Raw genomic sequence first — 18,828 nt, 5'->3', positions numbered from 1 at the left:
GTCGCCGACCGCCGCGCCGACGGCGGCGCCGGTCGCGCCGCCGATCAGGGCACCGCCCGCGGCGCGCTCGGCCGGCGTCACGCAGGCGCCCATGGTGACGGCGAGGCCGCCGACCGCGATCAGGCTCATCAGCTTCTTCATGTGGGGTGCTCCTCCCGAGGGGCGCCGCGGCGCCGGGTGAATTCGCACGGGCAACTCGAAAGCAGCCGGACGGTTCCGGAAGAGGCGCGCTTGACGGCGCTCCCGCGAGCGGCCACATCGGTGAGGCGTCAGCCGGCCGGGCGGCCGCTTCCCATCCGGGGAGAGGAAAGTCCGGGCTCCACGAGAACACGGTGCCGGATAACGTCCGGCGGGGGCGACCCCAGGGAAAGTGCCACAGAAACGAGACTGCCGCGGCAAGGCTCGTCGAGGATCGCTCCTCGATACGCCCCCGCGGTGAGGGTGAAACGGTGCGGTAAGAGCGCACCGCGGAGGCGGCAACGCGCTCCGGCACGGCAAACCCCACCGGGAGCAAGACCGAATAGGGACGACACGGCCTTCGCGGCCAGGGCGGTTCTCGGCCCCGTCGTCCGGGTTGGTTGCTAGAGGCGGCCGGCAACGGCCGTCCCAGACGAATGGCCGCCACGTTCGCGCGCGAGCGCGGGCCATACAGAACCCGGCTTACAGGCCGGCTGACGCACCTTCCTTCGCTGCCCCGCTCATCTGCCTTCCGCAACGTCGCCTGCGACGGTGCGGCGCGGCGATTCGGCGCCGCCGCAAGCCTTCGTTAACCAAGCCGGGGTCTCATCGGAGCCTGGACGAGGGTCCCGCGCGCCCGGCCGATTCCGTTGACGACCACGAAAGCCCATGCTATCCCAAACCATCCCGTCCACGGCACCCGACGAGCCGAGCGGTCGCAGCCTTCGCGGCGGCGAACGCCACGTCTCGCGCGCGTCGAAGCGGGGTTGCGGCGGCGTAGCGGCCGCATCGTCGACGAGTGGGAGCGTGCGGACGGCCGATGCATCGCTTCGTGTCCAATTTCACGAACAGGTTGGATGCGAAGGGCCGCGTCTCGATTCCGGCGCCGTTCCGTCAGGCGCTGTCGCGCGACGGGTTCGAGGGGCTCTACGTCCATCCGACCCTGGACGCGCCGGCGCTGGATGCGGGCGGCAACGCGCTCCTGAACGAGATCGACGCGTTTCTGTCGAGTCTCTCGCCCTATTCGGACGAGCGCGACCGGCTTTCGGTGGCTCTGTTCGGGACGAGCGAGATCCTCAAGGTGGACACGGAGGGACGGGTCGTCCTCACCGAGAGCGTGAAGGCCCATGCCGGGATCGCGGACGCGGTGACGTTCGTGGGCCTCGGTCACAAGTTCCAGATTTGGGAGCCCGAGCGCTTCCGTGCGCATTTGGAGGATGCGCGCGCGGCGGTCCGGGAGCTCAAGCGGAGCATCGGCGCGATGCCGGGCGCACGCAGAGGGGAGGCGACGATGAACACGGATCCTTCCACCGACCCGCCTCCGGGAGCGCGGGCACGATGACGGGCCGCGGCGACGGCACGTCCGGCGCCGCTGGCGGACCGGCCCGTCACGCGCCCGTGCTCCTGGCGGAGGTGGTCGAGGCGCTGGCCCCCGTGCGCGGGGGCGTCGTGCTCGACGGCACCTTCGGCGCCGGAGGCTACACGCGCGCGCTGCTCGAGGCGGATCCGCAGCGGCACGTCATCGCGGTCGACCGCGATCCGGACGCGATCGCGAGCGGCGAGGCGCTGGTGCGCGCCATGGCCCCGCGCCTGACCCTCGTTCCCGGCCGATTCGGCGATCTCGAGACGATCGTCGACGAATTCGCGCGAGAGCACGCCCCGGAGGGGCTCTCCGGCGTCGTCCTCGACATCGGCGTGTCCTCGATGCAGCTCGACGAGGCCGAGCGCGGCTTCTCCTTCCGCCTCGACGGCCCCCTCGACATGCGCATGGAGCAGGCCGGCCCCTCCGCCGCCGACCTCGTCAACGAGGCGGAGGAGGCGACGCTCGCGGACGTCTTCTACCATTACGGCGAGGAGCGGCGGGCGCGGGCGATCGCCCGCGGCATCGTCGAGGCGCGCCGGCGCAAGCCCTTCGAGACCACCCGCGAGCTCGCCGATCTCGTCGCCCGCTTCGTGCGCGCCGATCCGCACGGGCCGCACCCGGCGACGCGCGCCTTCCAGGCTCTGCGCATCGCGGTCAACGACGAATTGGGCGAACTCGTGCGCGCGCTCCATGCGGCCGAGCGCGTGCTCGCGCCGGGCGGGCGGCTCGTCGTCGTCACCTTCCATTCGCTCGAGGACCGCATCGTCAAGCAGTTCCTCGCCGGCCGCGCGGGTCGCAACCCCGGCGGCTCGCGGCACCTGCCCGCCGCCGCTCCGATCCAGCCGACCTTCCGCCTCGCGACGAAGGGGCCGGTCGTGCCGAGCGAGGCGGAGATCCTCGCCAATCCGCGCGCCCGCTCGGCCAAGCTGCGCGCGGGCGAGCGGCTCGCCGCGCCGGCCCAGGCGCCGCTCGGCGCCGTCGAGGCGCTCGCCTCGCTCCCCGAAGACACCCGCGCTGCGAGAGGCCGGCGATGATCAAGCTCCTGCACGTCGCCGCCATCGGGAGCCTGATCGGCTCGGCGATGTGGGCCTATTCGATCAAGTACGAGACCATCCTGCACGGCGAGGAGCTCGCTCGGCTCGAGGCGGCGATCTCGCGCGAGCAGGACATGATCGCGGTGCTGCGAGCCGAATGGGCCCATCTCAACCGCCCCGACCGCGTCCAGGCGCTCGCCGACGCCTATCTGCCCGACATCGTGCCGATCGGGCCCGAGCGCCTCGCGCGCTTCTCCGATCTGCGCGAGCGCCCGCCCGCCGAGGACGCCATCGGCGCCAAGCTCCAGGCGCTCGGCCTCGCCGCGCCCACCGCGACGCCGGGCACCACCGGCTCGACGAGCGGCGCCCGCACGCCCACGACCGCCACCCCGACGAGGTGAACGCCGGTGCCCTCCCCGCACGTCGACCCCACTCTGCACCCCACCGACGAGACGAAGCCCGCGCGCCCGCGCCGCGGCGGCGTCGTCGGCGCGATCCTCGGCCTCTTCCGCCTGCGCACCGACAAGAGCCGGGCGCGGGTGAGCCTCGTCGCCATCGCCTTCACCCTCGTCTTCGGCGTGATCGCCGGACGGCTCGTGATGATCGCCGTCGCGCCCGAGAACGAGCGCGGACCCCGCCGCGCCGCCTCCCACGAGATCGGCGCGATCCGCCCCGACATCGTCGACCGCAACGGCGAGATCCTGGCGACCGACATCACCCTCGTCTCGGTCTTCGCCGAGCCGCGCAACATCATCGATCCCGACGAGGCGACCGAGCTCCTCACCGCCGTCTTCCCCGACCTCGACGCCCGCTCCTTGCGCGAGCGCCTGTCGAGCCGGCGCGGCTTCACCTGGGTCAAGCGCGAGATCACGCCGCGCGAGCAGGCGGAGGTCCACCGCCTCGGCATCCCGGGCGTCGGCTTCCTGCCGGAGAACAAGCGCATCTACCCCAACGGCGTCGCCGCCGCCCACGTCCTCGGCTTCGCCAATATCGACAATGTCGGCATCGCCGGCATCGAGAAATGGATCGACCAGCAGGGCCTCGTGATGCGCGAGAGCGAGCTCGTCGGCCCCAAGCGTCCGCGGCTCGATCCGGTGCGTCTGTCGATCGACCTGCGCGCCCAGCACGCGATGCGCGAGGAGCTCCTCTGGGCGATGGGCCATTTCCGCGCGATCGCGGCCGCGGGGCTGATCCTCGACGTGCGCACCGGCGAGGTGATCGCCCTCGTCTCGCTGCCCGATTTCGACCCGAACGTGCCCACCGACGCCCTCCAGCCCGACCGGATCAACCGGATCAATGTCGGCGTCTACGAGATGGGCTCGGTGATGAAGGCGCTGACGACGGCGATGGCGCTCGAATCGGGGCGCTTCACCATCAATTCGCGCATCGACGCCCGCGGCCAGTTGCGCTTCGGCCGCCAGACGATCAGCGATTTCCGCGGCCAGAACCGCGTCCTGACCATGCCGGAGGTGTTCGTCCATTCCTCGAACATCGCCACCGCGCGCATGGCGCTCGAGCTCGGCACCATCCACACCCGCGAGTTCATGCGCAAGCTCGGCCAGCTCGACCGCCTGCGCACCGAATTGCCCGAGAACGCGGCGCCGCTCGTGCCGCGGCGCTGGGGCGAGATCAACACGGCGACGATCTCCTTCGGCCACGGCATGGCGGTGCAGCCGCTCCAGGCCTCGATGGCGACGGCCGCCCTCCTCAACGGCGGCTACCTGATCCCGCCGACCTTCCTCATGCGCACCGAGGAGGAGGCCCAGGAGCGGGCGCAGACCGTGATCTCCCGCGAGACGAGCGAAGCGATGCGCTTCGTGATGCGGCTCAACGCCGAGCGCGGCTCGGCGGCGCGCGCCTCGGTGGCGGGCTTCTTCGTCGGCGGCAAGACCGGCACCGCCGAGAAGGTGGTCGACGGCCGCTATGCCCGCGACAAGCGCCTCAACACGTTCTTCGCGGTCGCGCCGGCGGACGATCCGCGCTATCTGTTCCTCACGGTTCTCGACGAGCCGCAGCCTCTGCCGGAGACGCAAGGGTTCGCGACCTCCGGCTGGAACGCCGCCCCGACCACGGGCCGCATCATCGAGCGGGTCGCCCCCATGCTGGACATCCAACCGCGCTTCGAGCCGCCGGTCCGACCCTTCCCCGCGATGGCCCGGGCGGGCGCCTGGGGGATCGAGCCGTGAGCCTCACGCTCGGCGCCCTCTTCCCGACGGCGCCGGCGGAGATCGCCGAGCGCCCCCTCGCCGGCCTCACCGCCGACAGCCGCGAGGCGAAGCCCGGCTTCGCCTTCGTCGCTATCTCCGGCTCCCGTCTGGCGGGGGCCGATTTCGTCGGCGCCGCCGTCGCGGCCGGCGCGGTCGCGGTGATCGGCGAGGGCGAGCGGCCGGCGGATCTGCCCTCCGACATCGCCTATCTGCGCGTCCCCGATGCCCGCGCCGCCCTGGCGCAGGCCGCAGCCCGGCTCCATCCCGGCCAGCCCGAAACGATCGTTGCGGTGACCGGGACGGCGGGAAAATCGTCGGTCGCCGATTTCGTGCGCCAGATCGCTCTCCATTGCGGCCGCGAGGCGGCGAGCCTCGGCACGCTCGGGGTCGTCACCAAGGAGGGCGTGCGCTACGGCTCCTTGACGACGCCCGACCCGATCGGTCTCCACCGCACCCTCGACGCGCTCGCGCGCGACGGGATCACCCATCTCGCGATGGAGGCCTCCTCGCACGGGCTCGACCAGAAGCGGCTCGACGGGGTGCGGCTCTCGGCCGCCGCCTTCACCAATCTCGGCCGCGACCATCTCGACTACCACCCGACGATGGAGGCCTATCTCGCGGCCAAGATGCGGCTGTTCGAGGCGCTCCTGCCGAAGGGCCGCCCGGCGGTGATCAATCGCGACGGGGCCTATGCTCGCGAGGCCGAGGGCGTGGCGCGCGCCTGCGGACACGCGGTCCTCGGCGTCGGGCGCGACGGCGATTTCCTGCGGCTCGAGGACGTGCGGCTCGACGGCTTCACCCAGGTCGTCGACATCGTGCACGCGGGGCGCCGCACGACGATCCGCTTCCCCCTCGTCGGCGCCTTCCAGGTCGAGAACGCGCTCGTCGCCGCCGCCCTGTGCATCGCCACCGGCGAGGACCCCGTCCGCGCGTTCGGCGCGCTCGAACATCTGCGCGGCGTGCCGGGCCGCCTCGATCCCGTCGGCGAGGTCGGCGGCGCGCTGTGCCTCGTCGACTACGCCCACAAGCCCGACGCGCTCGAGAAGGTGCTCGCGACCCTGCGCCCCCTCGCCCGCAATCGGCTCGTCTGCGTCGTCGGCTGCGGCGGGGATCGCGACCGGGGCAAGCGGCCGCTGATGGGGCGCATCGCGGCGGAAGGCGCCGACCTCGCGATCGTCACAGACGACAACCCCCGCAGCGAAGACCCCGCTTCCATTCGCGCCGAGGTCATGGCCGGCATTCCCGCCGGCACGCCGGGCGTCGTCGAGATCGGCGATCGCGCCGAGGCGATCCGCCGGGCGGTCGCGGAGCTGAAGGCGGGGGATGTTCTCGTCGTGGCCGGAAAGGGCCATGAAACGGGCCAAATCGTGGGCGAGCGAACGCTTCCGTTCTCCGATCACGAGGCCGTCAGGGCGGCGATCGCAATGGTCGAAGGCAAGGCTCTCTGAAGGCGGGGATATCGATGAGCGATCGGCTATGGAGCGCGCAGGACGCCCGCGAGGCGATGGGCGCGCAGAGCGTCGGCGGCGAGCCGGGGCCGATCGGCAGCGTCTCGATCGACACCCGCACGCTCGATCCGGGCGATCTGTTCGTCGCCATCGCCGACCAGCGCGACGGCCACGATTTCGTCGCCGACGCCTTCGCGCGCGGGGCTGCGGCCTGCGTGGTCGCGGCCGATCGCGCTCCCGCGCTCCAGGCCCTCGGCCCGCTCCTCGTCGTGCCGGACACGCTGCGGGCGTTGGAGGCGCTCGGCGCCGCAGCGCGCGCGCGCAGCCACGCCAAGCGCATCGCGATCACGGGCTCGGTCGGCAAGACCGGCACCAAGGAGGCGATGCGCCTCCTGCTCTCGCGCTCGGGCCGCACCCACGCCTCCGCCGCCTCCTACAACAACCAATGGGGCGTCCCGCTCACGCTCTCACGGATGCCGCAGGACAGCGATTTCGGCGTCTTCGAGATCGGCATGAACCATGCCGGGGAGATCGCGCCGCTCGCGCGCATGGTGCGCCCCCACGTCGCCGTGATCACCACGGTCGAGGCGGTGCACATCGAGAACTTCAAGGACGTGCGCGGCATCGCGGACGCCAAGGGCGAGATCTTCGCCGGCCTCGAGCCCGGGGGCGTCGCCGTGATCAACCGCGACAACCCGCATTTCGAGCGCCTCTGCGCGCACGCGGCCGCCTCGGCCGCGGGCCGCATCGTCACCTTCGGCGAGGATCCGCGTGCGGACGTGCGCGCCGAGCGCATCATCACGAAGCCCGATCTCTCGATCGTCGACGCGCGCGTCTTCGGCACGCCGCTCACCTACCGCGTCGGCATGGCGGGCCGTCACATCGCGCAGAACTCGCTCGCGCTCGTCGCGGCCGCGCAGGCGCTCGGCGTCGATCTCGCGCTTGCGGCGATGGCGCTCGGCGACCTCACGCCGCCCGTCGGCCGCGGCGCGCGCTCGGAACTGCCGATCGGCGGCGGCCGGCTCACGATCGTCGACGAGAGCTACAACGCCAATCCCGCCTCGATGCGCGCCGCGCTCGAGACGCTCGGGCAGATGGAGCTGCCCTGGCGCGGGCGCCGGATCGCGGTGCTCGGCGACATGCTGGAGCTCGGCCCGGACGCCGCGCGCCTGCACCGGGAGCTCGCCCCCGTCGCGCTCGGCGCGGGCGTCGATCTCGTCTTCACGGTCGGCCCCCTGTCGAAGGAGCTGCACGCGGCCCTGCCGCCGGAGCGGCGCGGCGCGTGGGCGCCCTCCGCCACCGAGCTCGCCCCCGCCCTCCTCGCGGCGCTGCGGCCCGGCGACATCGTGATGGTCAAGGGATCGCGCGGAATTCGCACGGAGCATGTCGTCAAGGCGATCAAAGACCGCTATAGCCCCCCGACCGCCGCGGCCGCCGCCGCCGCGACGCCCGAGGGATGATACCGCCATGATGACCTGGCTCGTCGAGCTCAGCGCCACGCTGCCCGTCCTGAACGTCCTGCGCTACATCACCTTCCGGACGGGGATGGCGACGGCGACGGCGTTCTTCTTCGTGTTCTGGTTCGGGCCGGCGATCATCTCGGCCCTGCGCATGCGCCAGGGCAAGGGCCAGCCGATCCGCGAGGACGGCCCCTCCTCCCACCTCCTGACGAAGCGCGGCACGCCGACCATGGGCGGGCTGATGATCCTCGCCGGGCTGATCGTCTCGACGCTGCTCTGGGCGGATCTGTCGAACGCCTATGTCTGGGTGGTGCTGCTCGTGACGGTGGGCTTCGGCGGCATCGGCTTCTGGGACGACTATCTCAAGGTCACCAAGCAATCCCACAAGGGCTTCTCCGGCCGCTCGCGCCTCGCCATCGAGGCCGTGATCGCCGGCGTCGCGGTGTTCGCGATCGCCTCGATCTCGACGCCGGACCTCTCGAACCGCCTCGCCTTCCCCTTCCTGAAGGACCTTCTCCTCGATCTCGGCATCTTCTACGTCGCCTTCGGGGCGCTCGTGATCGTGGCGGCGGGCAATGCCGTGAACCTGACGGACGGGCTCGACGGGCTCGCGATCGTGCCCGTGATGATCGCGGCGGCGAGCTTCGGCTTCATCGCCTATCTCGTCGGCAACGCGGTGTTCGCGGGCTATCTGCAGATCCATTTCGTGATCGGCACCGGCGAGCTCGCGGTGATCTGCGGCGCCTTGATCGGAGCGGGGCTCGGCTTCCTGTGGTTCAACGCGCCGCCCGCCCAGGTCTTCATGGGCGACACCGGCTCGCTCGCGCTCGGCGGTCTGCTGGGCGCGGTCGCGGTCGCGACGAAGCACGAGATCGTGCTCGCGATCATCGGCGGCCTGTTCGTGCTGGAGGCGGCCTCGGTGATCATCCAGGTCGTGTCCTACAAGCTCACCGGCCGGCGCGTGTTCAAGATGGCGCCGATCCACCATCATTTCGAGCAGATGGGCTGGACCGAGCCGCAGATCGTCATCCGCTTCTGGATCATCGCCGTCGTGCTCGCCATGGTCGGCCTCGCGACGCTCAAGCTGCGCTGAGGCGCGGGGGGACGGCGCTCATGACCCCTGTCACCACCTTCAAAGGCCGCACCGTCGCCCTGTTCGGGCTCGGCGGCTCGGGGCTCGCGACCGCGCTCGCGCTCGCGGCGGGCGGCGCGCGGGTTTGCGCCTTCGACGACGCGCCCGCCCGGCGCGCCGCGGCGGAGGCGGCGGGCATCGCGATCGTCGATCTCGCCGAGGCCGATTGGTCGGATTTCGCGGCGCTCGTCCTGTCGCCCGGCGTGCCCCTCACCCATCCCGCGCCGCACTGGAGCGTCGAGCTGGCGAAGGCCGCGGGGATCGAGGTCATCGGCGACGTCGAGCTCTTCTGCCGCGAGCGCCGCGCGATCGCACCGGACGCGCCCTTTCTCGCGATCACCGGCACGAACGGCAAGTCGACCACCACCGCGCTCCTCGCCCACATCCTGCGCGAGGCGGGCTTCGAGGTGTGCATGGGCGGCAATATCGGGACCGCGATCCTCTCGCTGCCGCCGCCCTCCGAGGAGCGCGTCCACGTGGTGGAGGTCTCCTCCTTCCAGATCGACCTCACGCCCTCCCTCGATCCGACGATCGGCTGCCTGATCAACATCACGCCCGACCATCTCGACCGCCACGGCACGCTCGACGCCTATGCCGCGATCAAGGAGCGGCTCGTCGCGGGCGCGGGCACGGCGCTCGTCGGCGTCGACGACGCGCTCACGAATGCCATCGGCAAGCGGCTCTCCGAGCGCGAGGGCGCCGACGTCTACCCCGTCTCCGCCGCGGGCGAGCGGCCGTGGGGCTTCTACGCGGACGGCCCCCTGATTCGCGCCCGCAATGCCGGCGAGCGCGCGGAGGAGGCGCTCGTCCTCGCCGATCTGACCGGGATCGAAACCCTGCGCGGGCGCCACAACGCCCAGAACGCCGCCTTCGCCTGCGCCGCCGCCTGGCTCGCCGGCGCGCCGCCGGAGGCGATCGCGGCAGCCGCGAAGACCTTCCCCGGCCTGCCGCACCGCATGGAGATCGCGGGGCGACGCGGGCGGGTGTCGTTCGTCAACGATTCGAAGGCGACGAACGCGCAATCGACCGAGGTCGCGCTGTCGTCCTACGAGCGCGTGCACATCATCCTCGGCGGCAAGCCGAAGGAGGGCGGGATCGCCTCGCTCGCGCCGCTCTTCCCGCGCATCGCCAAGGCCTATCTCATCGGCACCGCCGCGCAGGATTTCGCCGCGACCCTCGGCGATCGCGTGCCCCACGAGATCTGCGGCACGCTCGACGTCGCGGTGTCGCGCGCGGCCGCGGACGCGGCGGCGAGCGGACGCGACGAGGTGGTCCTGTTCTCGCCCGCTTGCGCGTCCTACGACCAGTTCGCGAATTTCGAGGAGCGCGGCGAGCGCTTCAAGGCGCTGGTGACCGCGCTCTGAGGGTGCGAATTAAGGCGCGATACACGCTCTATGGGTGTCATCCCGGGCCGCGAAGCGGACCCGGGACCCATAACCGCGACCCTCGGTCGAGCGCGCATGTCGCGCTCGCGGCCTCGACCGCGCCGCGCGAGCATCGAAGACACGCAGCCTATAGGCTGCGATCCGATCGTCGCGGTTATGGGTCCCGGATCGCCTTCGGCGTCCGGGATGACACCCTCGAGGTGCCCTCCCCGGTTCGATCGTCCGCCGCGATCCGCACGCGGTAGACGCGAAACCCCTCCGCGTCGAGCCCCAGATCCTCGAGCCGCACGCCCTCGGGCACCAGCGGCGCGGCGTCGGGGGCGGTGGCGAAGCGGACGTCGCAGGTCTCCGGCCAGGGCAGGAGCCGCCAGGAGAGGCGCTCGGTGGGCGCGATCGGGCTCGCCGCGCTCACGTAATCGGCGAGCACGTCGCGCACGAGGGCGGTCGAGGCGAAGACCGTCTCGAGCCGCCCGCCGCAAAAGCGCCCTCCCCCGCCGGCCCGGTAGGTGTTCGTCGCGACGAGGAACGCGTCGTCGTCGCGCACCGGGCGCCCCTCGTGTGCGAGATCGCGGATGCGCCGGGCCTGGCGGTCGACGAGATCGCCGTCGCGGTCGTAGCGGGCGGGCACCGTCGCGTCGATCGCGTAGGTCACGCCCGCCACCATGTCGAAATGGTAGGAGGGGAAGCCCGGCGCGAGAAGCGGCTGCGGCGCGCGCGAGGTCGGGTCGACATGCGCGAAGAACCCCGCCGCCCGCTCGAGCCATTCGCGCAATTCCGCGCCCGTGAGCCGCACCGCGCAGACCGCGTTCGGATAGGGATAGAGCGCCGCGACGTCGCGCATCGCGAGCGGCCCGGCAGGGATGTCGACATAGGCGCGGGGCCCGCCGCGCCCGCCCGCGGCGAAGGGGGCGGCGGCGGAGAGGAGCGGGAGCGCGACCTCCGGGCGGCCGGCGAGCTCGCGCGCGACGAAATCCGCCTGCGCGGCGGCGACGAGGGCGAGCGCCTGGTCCTGCCCCAGAGCCGCGAAGGCGGTCGTCAGGGGCGCCGTCGAGGCGCCGACCGGGCGGCGGACGTAGGCGAGGCTCGCCGCATGCGCGGTTTCCGTCGCGGCGAGCACGAGCCGGGCGGGTGCGGGCGGATCGGCGAGGTCGAGCGGCGGGACAGGCCGTGCCTCCACGCGCGCGCCGACGACGCGGACCGCGCCGTCCACGAGGGCGAGGTCGAGATCGATGAGGCCGAGATGGGAGCCGTGGAAGCCCGCCATCACCGCCGGCACGCCCGCGAGCCGCCCGGCCGCGTTGTCGACGCCCTCCATCCCCTCGAACTCCACCCCGCCGGGAAAGATGCGGTGGAGATGGCCGGCGACGATCGCGTCGATGCCGGGGATCTGCGCCACGTGGAGCGCGACGTTCTCCTCGCCCCCGTGCCGCGGCCCCGCCTCGATGCCTGAATGACAGAGCACGACGACGATGTCCGCGCCCGCCGCGCGCAGCCGCGGCACCTCGCGGGCGAGCGAATCGACCGCGTCCTCCGCCACGAGGCGCTCGGCGAGGTGGGCGCGGTCCCAATTCTCGATCTGCGGCGGCACGATGCCGGTCACGCCGATCCGGATCGTGCGCGCCGCGCCGTCGATCGCGAGGCTGCGCTCGAGGATCACCCCCGTCTCGCGATAGGGCCGCCCGTCGCAACGGAACACGTTCGCGCACACGACGGGATAGGCGGCGCCGGCGAGCGCGTCGCCGAGCGGGTCGAGACCGTAATTGAACTCGTGATTGCCGAGCGTCGCGGCGTCGAAGGCGAGCGCGTTCAAGGCCGCGATCACCGGATGGACGCCGCCCTCGCGCAATCCTTGCGCAGCGACGCAATCGCCGAGCGGCGCGCCTTGCAGGAGGTCCCCGTTGTCGAGGAGGAGCGCGAGATCGGCCCCCGCCCGTGCCGCCTCGATCGCGACCGCGGCGGCGGCGAGGTTGGGGCCGCGGCTCGGCGCGTCGGCGAAATAATCGAACGGCCGCACGCTCGCGTGGAGATCCGACGTCGCGATGAGGCGCAGGGTCGCCATCGCGTCAGGAGAGCCGCAAAGCGGGCGTCGCGGGGAACAGCCGCCGGTGCTCCTCGAGGGCGTAGCGATCGGTCATGCCGGCGATGTAATCGGCGACGCGCCGGGCGATCTTGCCCGCGCCCGCCCCCGCGAGCCCCTCCCGCCATTCGGCGGGCATCAGGTCCGGCTCCGCCGAAAGCCGCGCGAAGAGATCGCGCACCACCCGGTCCGCATCCGCGCGCACGGCGGCGATGCGCTTGTGGCGATACATGTTGGGGTAGAGGAAGCCCTTGATCTGAGCCTCGGCCGCCGCCATGCCCTCGGAGAAGCCGACGAGCGCGCGTCCGGCGCGGCGCACGTCGTCGGCCGAGCGCGGCGCCGCGTCCGCGATCCGCCGCTCGCTCTCGCGGATCACGTCCTCGACGAGGCGGGTGATGACGCGGCGCGTCACCTCGTGGATGCGCCGGGAGGTCTCGAGGCCAGGGTGGCGGGCATCGACCTCGGCGAGGATGTCGGCGAGCATCGGCACGGCGCGCAGGTCCTCGAGCGCGAAGAAGCCCGCACGCAGGCCGTCGTCGATGTCGTGGGCGTCGTAGGCGATGTCGTCGGCCACCGCCGCCGCCTGCGCCTCCCCGGAGGCGTAGCTCGCGAGATCGAGCCCGTAGGCCGCGTCGAATTCGAGGATCGCGCGGGGCACGCCGTGGGCGGCGTAGCGCGGCAGCGGCGCGCCGGCGGCATCGACCAGCGGGCCGTTGTGCTTGACGATGCCCTCGAGCGTCTCCCAGGTGAGGTTGAGCCCGTCGTGCTCGGCATAGCGGCGCTCGAGCGCGGTGACGACGCGCAGCGCCTGCGCATTGTGGTCGAAACCGCCGTGCCCGGCCATGCAGGCGTCGAGCGCGTCCTCGCCGGTATGGCCGAAGGGCGTGTGGCCGAGATCGTGCGAGAGCGCGAGCGCCTCCGCGAGATCCTCGTCGAGCCCCAGCGCGCGGGCGATGGCGCGGGCGATCTGGCTCACCTCGATCGTGTGCGTGAGCCGCGTGCGGAAATGGTCGCCCTCGTGGAAGACGAAGACCTGCGTCTTGTGCTTGAGGCGGCGGAAGGCGGAGGAATGAATGATGCGGTCGCGGTCGCGCTGGAACTCGGAGCGCGTCGGCGAGGCGCTCGCGGGGAATTGGCGCCCGCGGCTCGCGGCCGGGTCGCAGGCATAAGCGGCGCGCCACCTGTCCCCGTGCACGATGCGCCTTCCTCTCCCATTGCGACGACGGCCCGGACGACTTACCTTCGCCTCGTGCCTGTTGGCAAGGATCGATTGCGGCGAGGATGTCCCGGACGATGACCGCCATCACCATCACCGAGCGCGCGGCCAAGCGCATCGCGGAGATCATGACGGGCGAGCCGCCCGGCTCGATGCTGCGCATCAGCGTCGAGGGCGGCGGCTGCTCGGGCTTCCAGTACAATTTCAACGTCGATTCGAGCCGCGCCGAGGACGACCGCGTCTTCGAGAAGGACGGCGCCGGCGTGCTCGTCGACGAGATGTCGCTGCAATACATGGACGGATCGGTGATCGATTTCGTCGACGACCTGATCGGCCAGTCCTTCAAGATCGAGAATCCGCACGCCACCGCCTCCTGCGGCTGCGGGGTGAGCTTCACGATCTGACGAGGCCGTTCCCGCACGGGTGACAGGCGCCCGCGGCTGCGCTACCCCTCCTGCCGCGGGACGAGGCGGGGCGATGGCACTCTTCGACAAGCTCGGCGGATTGGGCGGCAAGGTCGGCGGAGCCGGGATCGGCTTTCTCGTCGGCGGGCCGCTCGGCGCGCTCATCGGCGCGGTCGCCGGCCATTGGCTCGTCGACGCCGAGGGCGCCCTGATGCGCCCGGCCCCGCGCGAGGTCGTCTTCACCACCGGCCTCGTCGCGCTCGCCGCCAAGATGGCGAAGGCCGACGGCGTCGTGCTCGCGGTCGAGATCGAGGCCTTTCGGCGCATCGTCACGGTCGAGGAGAGCGAGCGCGCCAAGATCGACGCGCTCTTCGATCTCGCCTCCCGCACGAGCGAGGGCTACGAGGCCTATGCCCGCCAGCTCGGCCAGCTCTTCCGCGACGAGCCCGCGATGCTCGAGAACGTGCTCGACGGCCTCTTCCTGATCGCCGCCGCGGACGGCGCCGTCCACGAGAAGGAATATCGCTTCCTCCAGGGCGTCGGCACGGCCTTCGGCTTCGACGAGGCACGCTTCGAGACGATCGCCGCCCGTCACGTGCGCCTCGCCGACGACCCATACGCGGTGCTCGGCGTCGCGCGAGACGTCGACGACGCCGCCCTCAAGCAGGCCTGGCGCCGCCTCGTGGCCGAGCACCATCCCGACCGCGCCATCGCCCACGGCCTGCCGCCGGAAGCGATCGCCATCGCGACCCGTCGCCTCGCCGCCGTCAACGCCGCCTACGAGCGCATCCGCGCCGAGCGCGGCCGCTCGCCGAAAGCCGCCTCATGAATCACCCCACGCCGGAAAGCCCCGTCGCCGCGAAGGTCTTCCCCTCGCCCAATCACGGCGAGCGCAAGGAGGGCAAGCGGGCGGACATGGTGCTCCTGCATTACACCGGCATGCCGGACACGGGCCAGGCGCTGCAATGGCTGTGCAATCCGGTCTCGGAAGTGTCCTGCCACTACTTCGTCTTCGAGGACGGCCGCGTGCTCCAGCTCGTGCCCGAGGGCCGCCGCGCCTGGCATGCGGGGGTCTCCTCCTGGGCCGGCGAGCGCGACGTCAATTCCGTCTCCCTCGGCATCGAGATCGCTCATCCCGGCCACGACGCGGCCGGCGCCATCGCGCCCTATCCGGAGGCGCAGATCGAGGCCGTCATCGCCCTCGTGCGCGACCTCGGCGCGCGCCATTCCATCGCGCCCCATCGCGTGCTCGCCCATTCCGACGTCGCCCCGCGGCGCAAGCGCGATCCCGGCGAGATCTTCCCCTGGGAGCGGCTCTTCGCGGCGGGGATCGGCCATCTCGTGCCCGAGGCGCCGATCCGCGACGGCCGCTTCTTCCAGCGCGGCGACGAGGGGCCGCCCGTCGAGGCGCTGCAGGCGATGCTCGCGCTCTACGGCTACGGCCTGTCGATCGACGGGATCTTCGGCGAGGAGACGCACGGGGTGGTGGAGGCCTTCCAGCGCCATTTCCGCCGCACCCGCGTTGACGGCGTCGCCGACGCCTCCACGATCACCACCCTGCGCGACCTGATCGCGAGCCGGCCGTCGGCGTAACGATCCCTCCCCGAAACCTCCCTCCCCGTAGGGGAGGGTGGACTGTCGAGCGCAGCGAGACAGGGCCCGGGGTCGAGACCATTCTTCAGGCGTCGGGCCCCACCCGACCCCTGTCGCTCCGCTCCAGGGGCCACCCTCCCCTTCGGGAAGGGATTCCCCCCTCCCCTCAGCGCTCCACCAGCCAATACAGCCCCACCCGGGCGCCGGCGAAGATCGCGGCGATGGCGGCGAAGGAGGCGATGGAGAGGGTCGCGACGCCGCTCACGCCCTGGCCGATCGTGCAGCCCATCGCGGCGACGCCCCCCGTTCCCATGAGGAAGCCGCCGAGCACGTGGCGCTTGAGCTCGCGCGCGTCGTCCGGCGCCTCCCAATAGAACTCGCGGCCCACTCGTGCGGCGAGGAAGGCGCCCGCGATCACGCCGAGCGTCGCGCCGACGGGGAAGTCCACCGCATAGGCCGAGGCGAGCGCGGCGTAGAGGATCGTCTCGCCGAGCGGCGCGACGAAGGTGAAGCTCTCGACGCGACGGGTGTCGAATTCGTCGAAGCCGATCACCCCCGTCACCGCGAAGCCCGCGGCCACCAGCGCGCCGATTCCGAAGCCCGTCCAGAGCAGCTTCGGGCTTCCTCGCAAGGTCGCGCTCGCGAGCGCAAGAGCCGCGAAGCCTCCCGCGACCGCGAGCGTCAGCGCGATCGCCGCGCTGCCGTCGAGGCCGAGCAGGGCCGGCAGCGTCTGCGCGGGCGCGGGCGCAAGGTCGAGGACGAGCGGCTCGAAGAGGGCGACGCGCACGATCCCCGTGAGGCCGCGCAAAGCCATCAGGGCCGAGATGCCGAGCACGAGGAAGCCGAGCAGCGCCTTCAGGTCCCCGCCGCCGAGCCGCAGCAGCATCCCGAAGCCGCAGGTCCCGACGAGCGCCATGCCGAGCCCGAACAGGAGCCCGCCGACGACCGCCCCGGCGAGATCGACCCGCGGGGTCACGTAGATGGTGCGCGCGAGATCGAGATCGGCGAGGTGGACGAGGGCGAGGAGGCCGGCCATCGCGACGCCGATCGCGAGCGCCCACGCCTGCAGGCGGCGCGTGTCCTTCGCGTAGACCGCGTCCTCGATCGCGCCGAGCGTGCAGAAGCGCCCGCGCCGGGCGACGTAGCCGAGCGCCATCCCGGCGAGGAATCCGAGCCCGGCCCGGACGAGATTGGCGGCGAGAAACTCGACCATGACGCACCCGCGACGCCCAGAAGCCGGCGCATCTTCGCAGCCCAGTCGCGGCGGATCAATCCGCCAGACGCCCAAGGAGCATGCGCTTTCGGGAACCCGATCGCCCGCGCGCGCTTTCCCGGCGAGCCGAACGAGAGGAGGACGCGATGCTCGCAGGCCCCATGATCCGCAGCCATCCCGATGTCGCCGGTCGCGCGAGCGAGGCGCTGATCCATTGCATCGAGGCGGCCTATGCCTGCGCCCAGGCCTGCACGGCTTGCGCCGACGCCTGCCTCGCCGAGGACATGGTCGCACAGTTGCGGCAATGCATCCGGCTCGATCTCGATTGCGCCGATCTGTGCCTCGCGACGGGCCGCCTCGCGAGCCGCCGGACGGGATCGAACGTCGAGGTGCTGGCCGCCGCGCTCGACGCCTGCGCCACGGCGTGCCGGATCTGCGCCGAGGAATGCGCCCGCCACGCGGACCATCACGAGCACTGCAAGCTCTGCGCCGACGCCTGCCGCCGCTGCGAAGCCGCCTGCCGCGAGGCGCGCAAGGAGATGTGAGACCTCGGTCGAGATAGCTCGCCAGTTCTTTGTTGTCATTTCGGCGCCGTCATTCCGGGGCGCGAAGCGAGCCCGGAACCCAGAATCACGACCTATGATGAGCAGCCTATAGGCTGCGTCCCTCGACGCATCCGAGGCGTGAAGTCGTGCAACGAGCGCGCATGCGCGCTCGATCCGGCGTCGGGAGTCTGGGTTCCGGGCTCGCTTCGCGCCCCGGAATGACGGCGGTGGGTAGGTTTGGGACCTTCCAGCAAGGAAGTCGACCGTTTCCGCCGAACGCATGCGGGAACGGCGATGTGTGCACTCCGTAGCCCATCAGGGGGAGTGTGGCCTCCGAGGCGAAGCCGACGGAGGTCGGGTGGGGCACGACGCGCGTCGCATGGTCCCCCCCTGGGCCCCGCCCGGCTCGTGTCGCTGCCGCTCCACGATCCACCCTCCCCTACGGGCTACGAGGTTCACACATCTCTTCCGATCGATTCCTTGGAGATCTCGGCGTTCGCGAAGGGCTCGACGGTCTCCCCCCCCCTGGGGGGGGGGGGGGGGGGTGGGGGTGGTGCAGAACCTGGCGTATCGGTGCCGCCTCGACGACCCCCATCCGTCTCCGAGCTTCGCTCGGAGCCACCTTCCCCCAAGGGGGAAGGACAAGAGCGGCCTTCGTCGACGTCGATCGCGCTGCAAAGACAGCGACGTGTGCACTCCCTAGCCCTACGGGGAGGGATGGCTCACCCCTGCTCGCGGACGTCCGGCGCCTTCTTCCAGAAGGCGTAGACGAGATAGATCCCGATCGCGGAGAAGAGCCCCATCAGCACGTAGCCGACCGTCTCCCCGAGCTGGAAGATGCCGGCGATCGCCCAGCCGGCGGCGAAGGCCACGCCGAAGACCTGCACGGCGATGAGGATCATCAGGCTGATCTTGGTCGTCCCGACGCCGCTCCGGCCGGCGCCGTCCTTGCCGACCCCGCCCTTGCCGGTGCTGCTCGTGCGCGTCTCGCCCACCTCGCGTCCCCTCGTTCCGTGTCGATGCCAGATCCGGGAGGTAGAGCCTCGCGCCCGCGAATGCAAGCGAAGTCGAGCCGCGCGCGGCGCGAGATCAACGGCGCGCGCGGAAGAAGTCGCGCAAGAGCTCCGCCGACGCGCTCTCGCCGATGCCGGAATAGACCTCCGGAACATGGTGGCAGGTCGGCTGCGAATAGAAGCGACCGCCATGCTCCACCCCGCCCCCTTTCGGGTCGGAGGCCGCGTAATAGAGCCGGCGGATGCGCGCGAACGAGATCGCCGCCGCGCACATCGCGCAGGGCTCGAGCGTCACGTAGAGGTCGCAGCCCGTCAGCCGCTCGTCGCCGAGCGCGCGCGAGGCCTGGCGGATCGCGAGGATCTCGGCGTGGGCGGTGGGGTCGGCCCGTTCGCGCGTGCGGTTGCCGTCGGCGGCGAGGACGACGCCCTCGCGCACCACGACCGCGCCGATCGGCACCTCCCCGCGTGCGCCGGCCGCCCGCGCCTCGTCGAGCGCGCGCTCCATGAAGCCGCCGCGCGCCGGCCCGCCCCCGCTTTTCTGCACGCCCGCCATCGCGCGAA

At 72.0% G+C, this 18,828-nt stretch carries 17 protein-coding genes and 1 other RNA gene; 13 read left to right on the top strand and 5 right to left on the bottom strand.

Annotation, left to right across the window (positions count from 1 at the left end; translation table 11 throughout):
* Window positions 1-269 precede the first annotated feature (269 nt).
* The 9 genes from rnpB to murD all read left to right on the top strand — a co-directional run bounded on the left by rnpB (window position 270) and on the right by murD (window position 10,185).
* An RNA gene (gene rnpB / locus ACK4UM_RS14165) (RNase P RNA component class A) lies at window positions 270-679 on the top strand.
* A 318-nt stretch (window positions 680-997) separates the two neighbouring features.
* Window positions 998-1,519 carry a division/cell wall cluster transcriptional repressor MraZ gene (locus tag ACK4UM_RS14160; RefSeq protein ID WP_409800256.1) on the top strand — a complete coding sequence of 174 codons (522 nt, stop codon included), beginning with the start codon at window positions 998-1,000 and terminating at the stop codon, window positions 1,517-1,519.
* Window positions 1,516-2,574, top strand: coding sequence for a 16S rRNA (cytosine(1402)-N(4))-methyltransferase RsmH (rsmH, locus tag ACK4UM_RS14155; RefSeq protein WP_409800253.1), 1,059 nt, complete (start codon window positions 1,516-1,518; stop codon window positions 2,572-2,574). Before ACK4UM_RS14160 ends, rsmH begins: the two co-directional genes overlap by 4 nt.
* Entirely contained in the window at window positions 2,571-2,975 is a 405-nt protein-coding gene (locus ACK4UM_RS14150) for a hypothetical protein (RefSeq protein ID WP_409800250.1), read from the top strand. The genes rsmH and ACK4UM_RS14150 overlap by 4 nt, the downstream gene beginning before the upstream one ends.
* Window positions 2,976-2,981: 6 nt before the next feature.
* Window positions 2,982-4,760, top strand: a complete 1,779-nt coding sequence (locus tag ACK4UM_RS14145) for a peptidoglycan D,D-transpeptidase FtsI family protein (protein WP_409800247.1) — start codon at window positions 2,982-2,984, stop codon at window positions 4,758-4,760.
* Complete coding sequence (locus ACK4UM_RS14140; RefSeq protein WP_409800245.1) at window positions 4,757-6,229, top strand: UDP-N-acetylmuramoyl-L-alanyl-D-glutamate--2,6-diaminopimelate ligase; 1,473 nt, start codon at window positions 4,757-4,759, stop codon at window positions 6,227-6,229. The genes ACK4UM_RS14145 and ACK4UM_RS14140 overlap by 4 nt, the downstream gene beginning before the upstream one ends.
* A gap of 14 nt (window positions 6,230-6,243) precedes the next feature.
* Window positions 6,244-7,689: a UDP-N-acetylmuramoylalanyl-D-glutamyl-2,6-diaminopimelate--D-alanyl-D-alanine ligase gene (locus ACK4UM_RS14135; RefSeq protein ID WP_409800242.1), complete on the top strand. Its 1,446-nt coding sequence runs from the start codon at window positions 6,244-6,246 to the stop codon at window positions 7,687-7,689.
* Window positions 7,690-7,696: 7 nt separating this feature from the next.
* A complete protein-coding gene (mraY, locus tag ACK4UM_RS14130; protein WP_409800241.1) occupies window positions 7,697-8,782 on the top strand; it encodes a phospho-N-acetylmuramoyl-pentapeptide-transferase in 1,086 nt (361 codons plus the stop codon).
* Between the two features lie 20 nt (window positions 8,783-8,802).
* A complete protein-coding gene (gene murD, locus ACK4UM_RS14125; protein ID WP_409800238.1) occupies window positions 8,803-10,185 on the top strand; it encodes a UDP-N-acetylmuramoyl-L-alanine--D-glutamate ligase in 1,383 nt (460 codons plus the stop codon).
* 175 nt (window positions 10,186-10,360) lie between these two features.
* On the opposite strand, the gene ACK4UM_RS14120 is transcribed toward murD, so the two are convergent.
* The gene (locus ACK4UM_RS14120; RefSeq protein ID WP_409800235.1) at window positions 10,361-12,265 is read right to left on the bottom strand and encodes a bifunctional 2',3'-cyclic-nucleotide 2'-phosphodiesterase/3'-nucleotidase; all 1,905 of its coding nucleotides are present in this window, start codon (window positions 12,263-12,265) and stop codon (window positions 10,361-10,363) included.
* A gap of 4 nt (window positions 12,266-12,269) precedes the next feature.
* Window positions 12,270-13,478, bottom strand: a complete 1,209-nt coding sequence (locus tag ACK4UM_RS14115) for a deoxyguanosinetriphosphate triphosphohydrolase (protein ID WP_409800233.1) — start codon at window positions 13,476-13,478, stop codon at window positions 12,270-12,272.
* A gap of 98 nt (window positions 13,479-13,576) precedes the next feature.
* Between ACK4UM_RS14115 and erpA the strand changes: the two genes are divergently transcribed.
* From erpA to ACK4UM_RS14100, 3 genes are all read left to right on the top strand, one after another.
* Window positions 13,577-13,903, top strand: a complete 327-nt coding sequence (gene erpA / locus ACK4UM_RS14110; RefSeq protein WP_409800230.1) for an iron-sulfur cluster insertion protein ErpA — start codon at window positions 13,577-13,579, stop codon at window positions 13,901-13,903.
* Between the two features lie 73 nt (window positions 13,904-13,976).
* Window positions 13,977-14,732, top strand: a complete 756-nt coding sequence (locus ACK4UM_RS14105; RefSeq protein ID WP_409800227.1) for a TerB family tellurite resistance protein — start codon at window positions 13,977-13,979, stop codon at window positions 14,730-14,732.
* On the top strand, window positions 14,729-15,496 hold the full coding sequence (locus tag ACK4UM_RS14100; protein ID WP_409800224.1) for an N-acetylmuramoyl-L-alanine amidase: 768 nt from the start codon (window positions 14,729-14,731) through the stop codon (window positions 15,494-15,496). The genes ACK4UM_RS14105 and ACK4UM_RS14100 overlap by 4 nt, the downstream gene beginning before the upstream one ends.
* 166 nt (window positions 15,497-15,662) lie before the next feature.
* On the opposite strand, the gene ACK4UM_RS14095 is transcribed toward ACK4UM_RS14100, so the two are convergent.
* Window positions 15,663-16,709, bottom strand: a complete 1,047-nt coding sequence (locus tag ACK4UM_RS14095; RefSeq protein WP_409800221.1) for a YeeE/YedE family protein — start codon at window positions 16,707-16,709, stop codon at window positions 15,663-15,665.
* A gap of 146 nt (window positions 16,710-16,855) precedes the next feature.
* On the opposite strand from ACK4UM_RS14095, the gene ACK4UM_RS14090 reads away from it, so the two are divergent.
* Window positions 16,856-17,254, top strand: coding sequence for a four-helix bundle copper-binding protein (locus ACK4UM_RS14090; protein WP_409800218.1), 399 nt, complete (start codon window positions 16,856-16,858; stop codon window positions 17,252-17,254).
* A 722-nt stretch (window positions 17,255-17,976) separates the two neighbouring features.
* Here ACK4UM_RS14090 and ACK4UM_RS14085 read toward each other — a convergent pair.
* Window positions 17,977-18,249 carry a hypothetical protein gene (locus ACK4UM_RS14085; RefSeq protein ID WP_409800215.1) on the bottom strand — a complete coding sequence of 91 codons (273 nt, stop codon included), beginning with the start codon at window positions 18,247-18,249 and terminating at the stop codon, window positions 17,977-17,979.
* Window positions 18,250-18,343: 94 nt separating this feature from the next.
* Window positions 18,344-18,820 (bottom strand): nucleoside deaminase, encoded by a 477-nt coding sequence (locus tag ACK4UM_RS14080; RefSeq protein ID WP_409800212.1) that lies wholly within the window; start codon window positions 18,818-18,820, stop codon window positions 18,344-18,346.
* Window positions 18,821-18,828: the final 8 nt, after the last annotated feature.

Origin of the sequence: Salinarimonas sp., from assembly GCF_046292825.1 — a bacterium.
Classification (GTDB): domain Bacteria; phylum Pseudomonadota; class Alphaproteobacteria; order Rhizobiales; family Beijerinckiaceae; genus Salinarimonas.
This window is presented reverse-complemented; position numbering and strand designations above follow the sequence as displayed.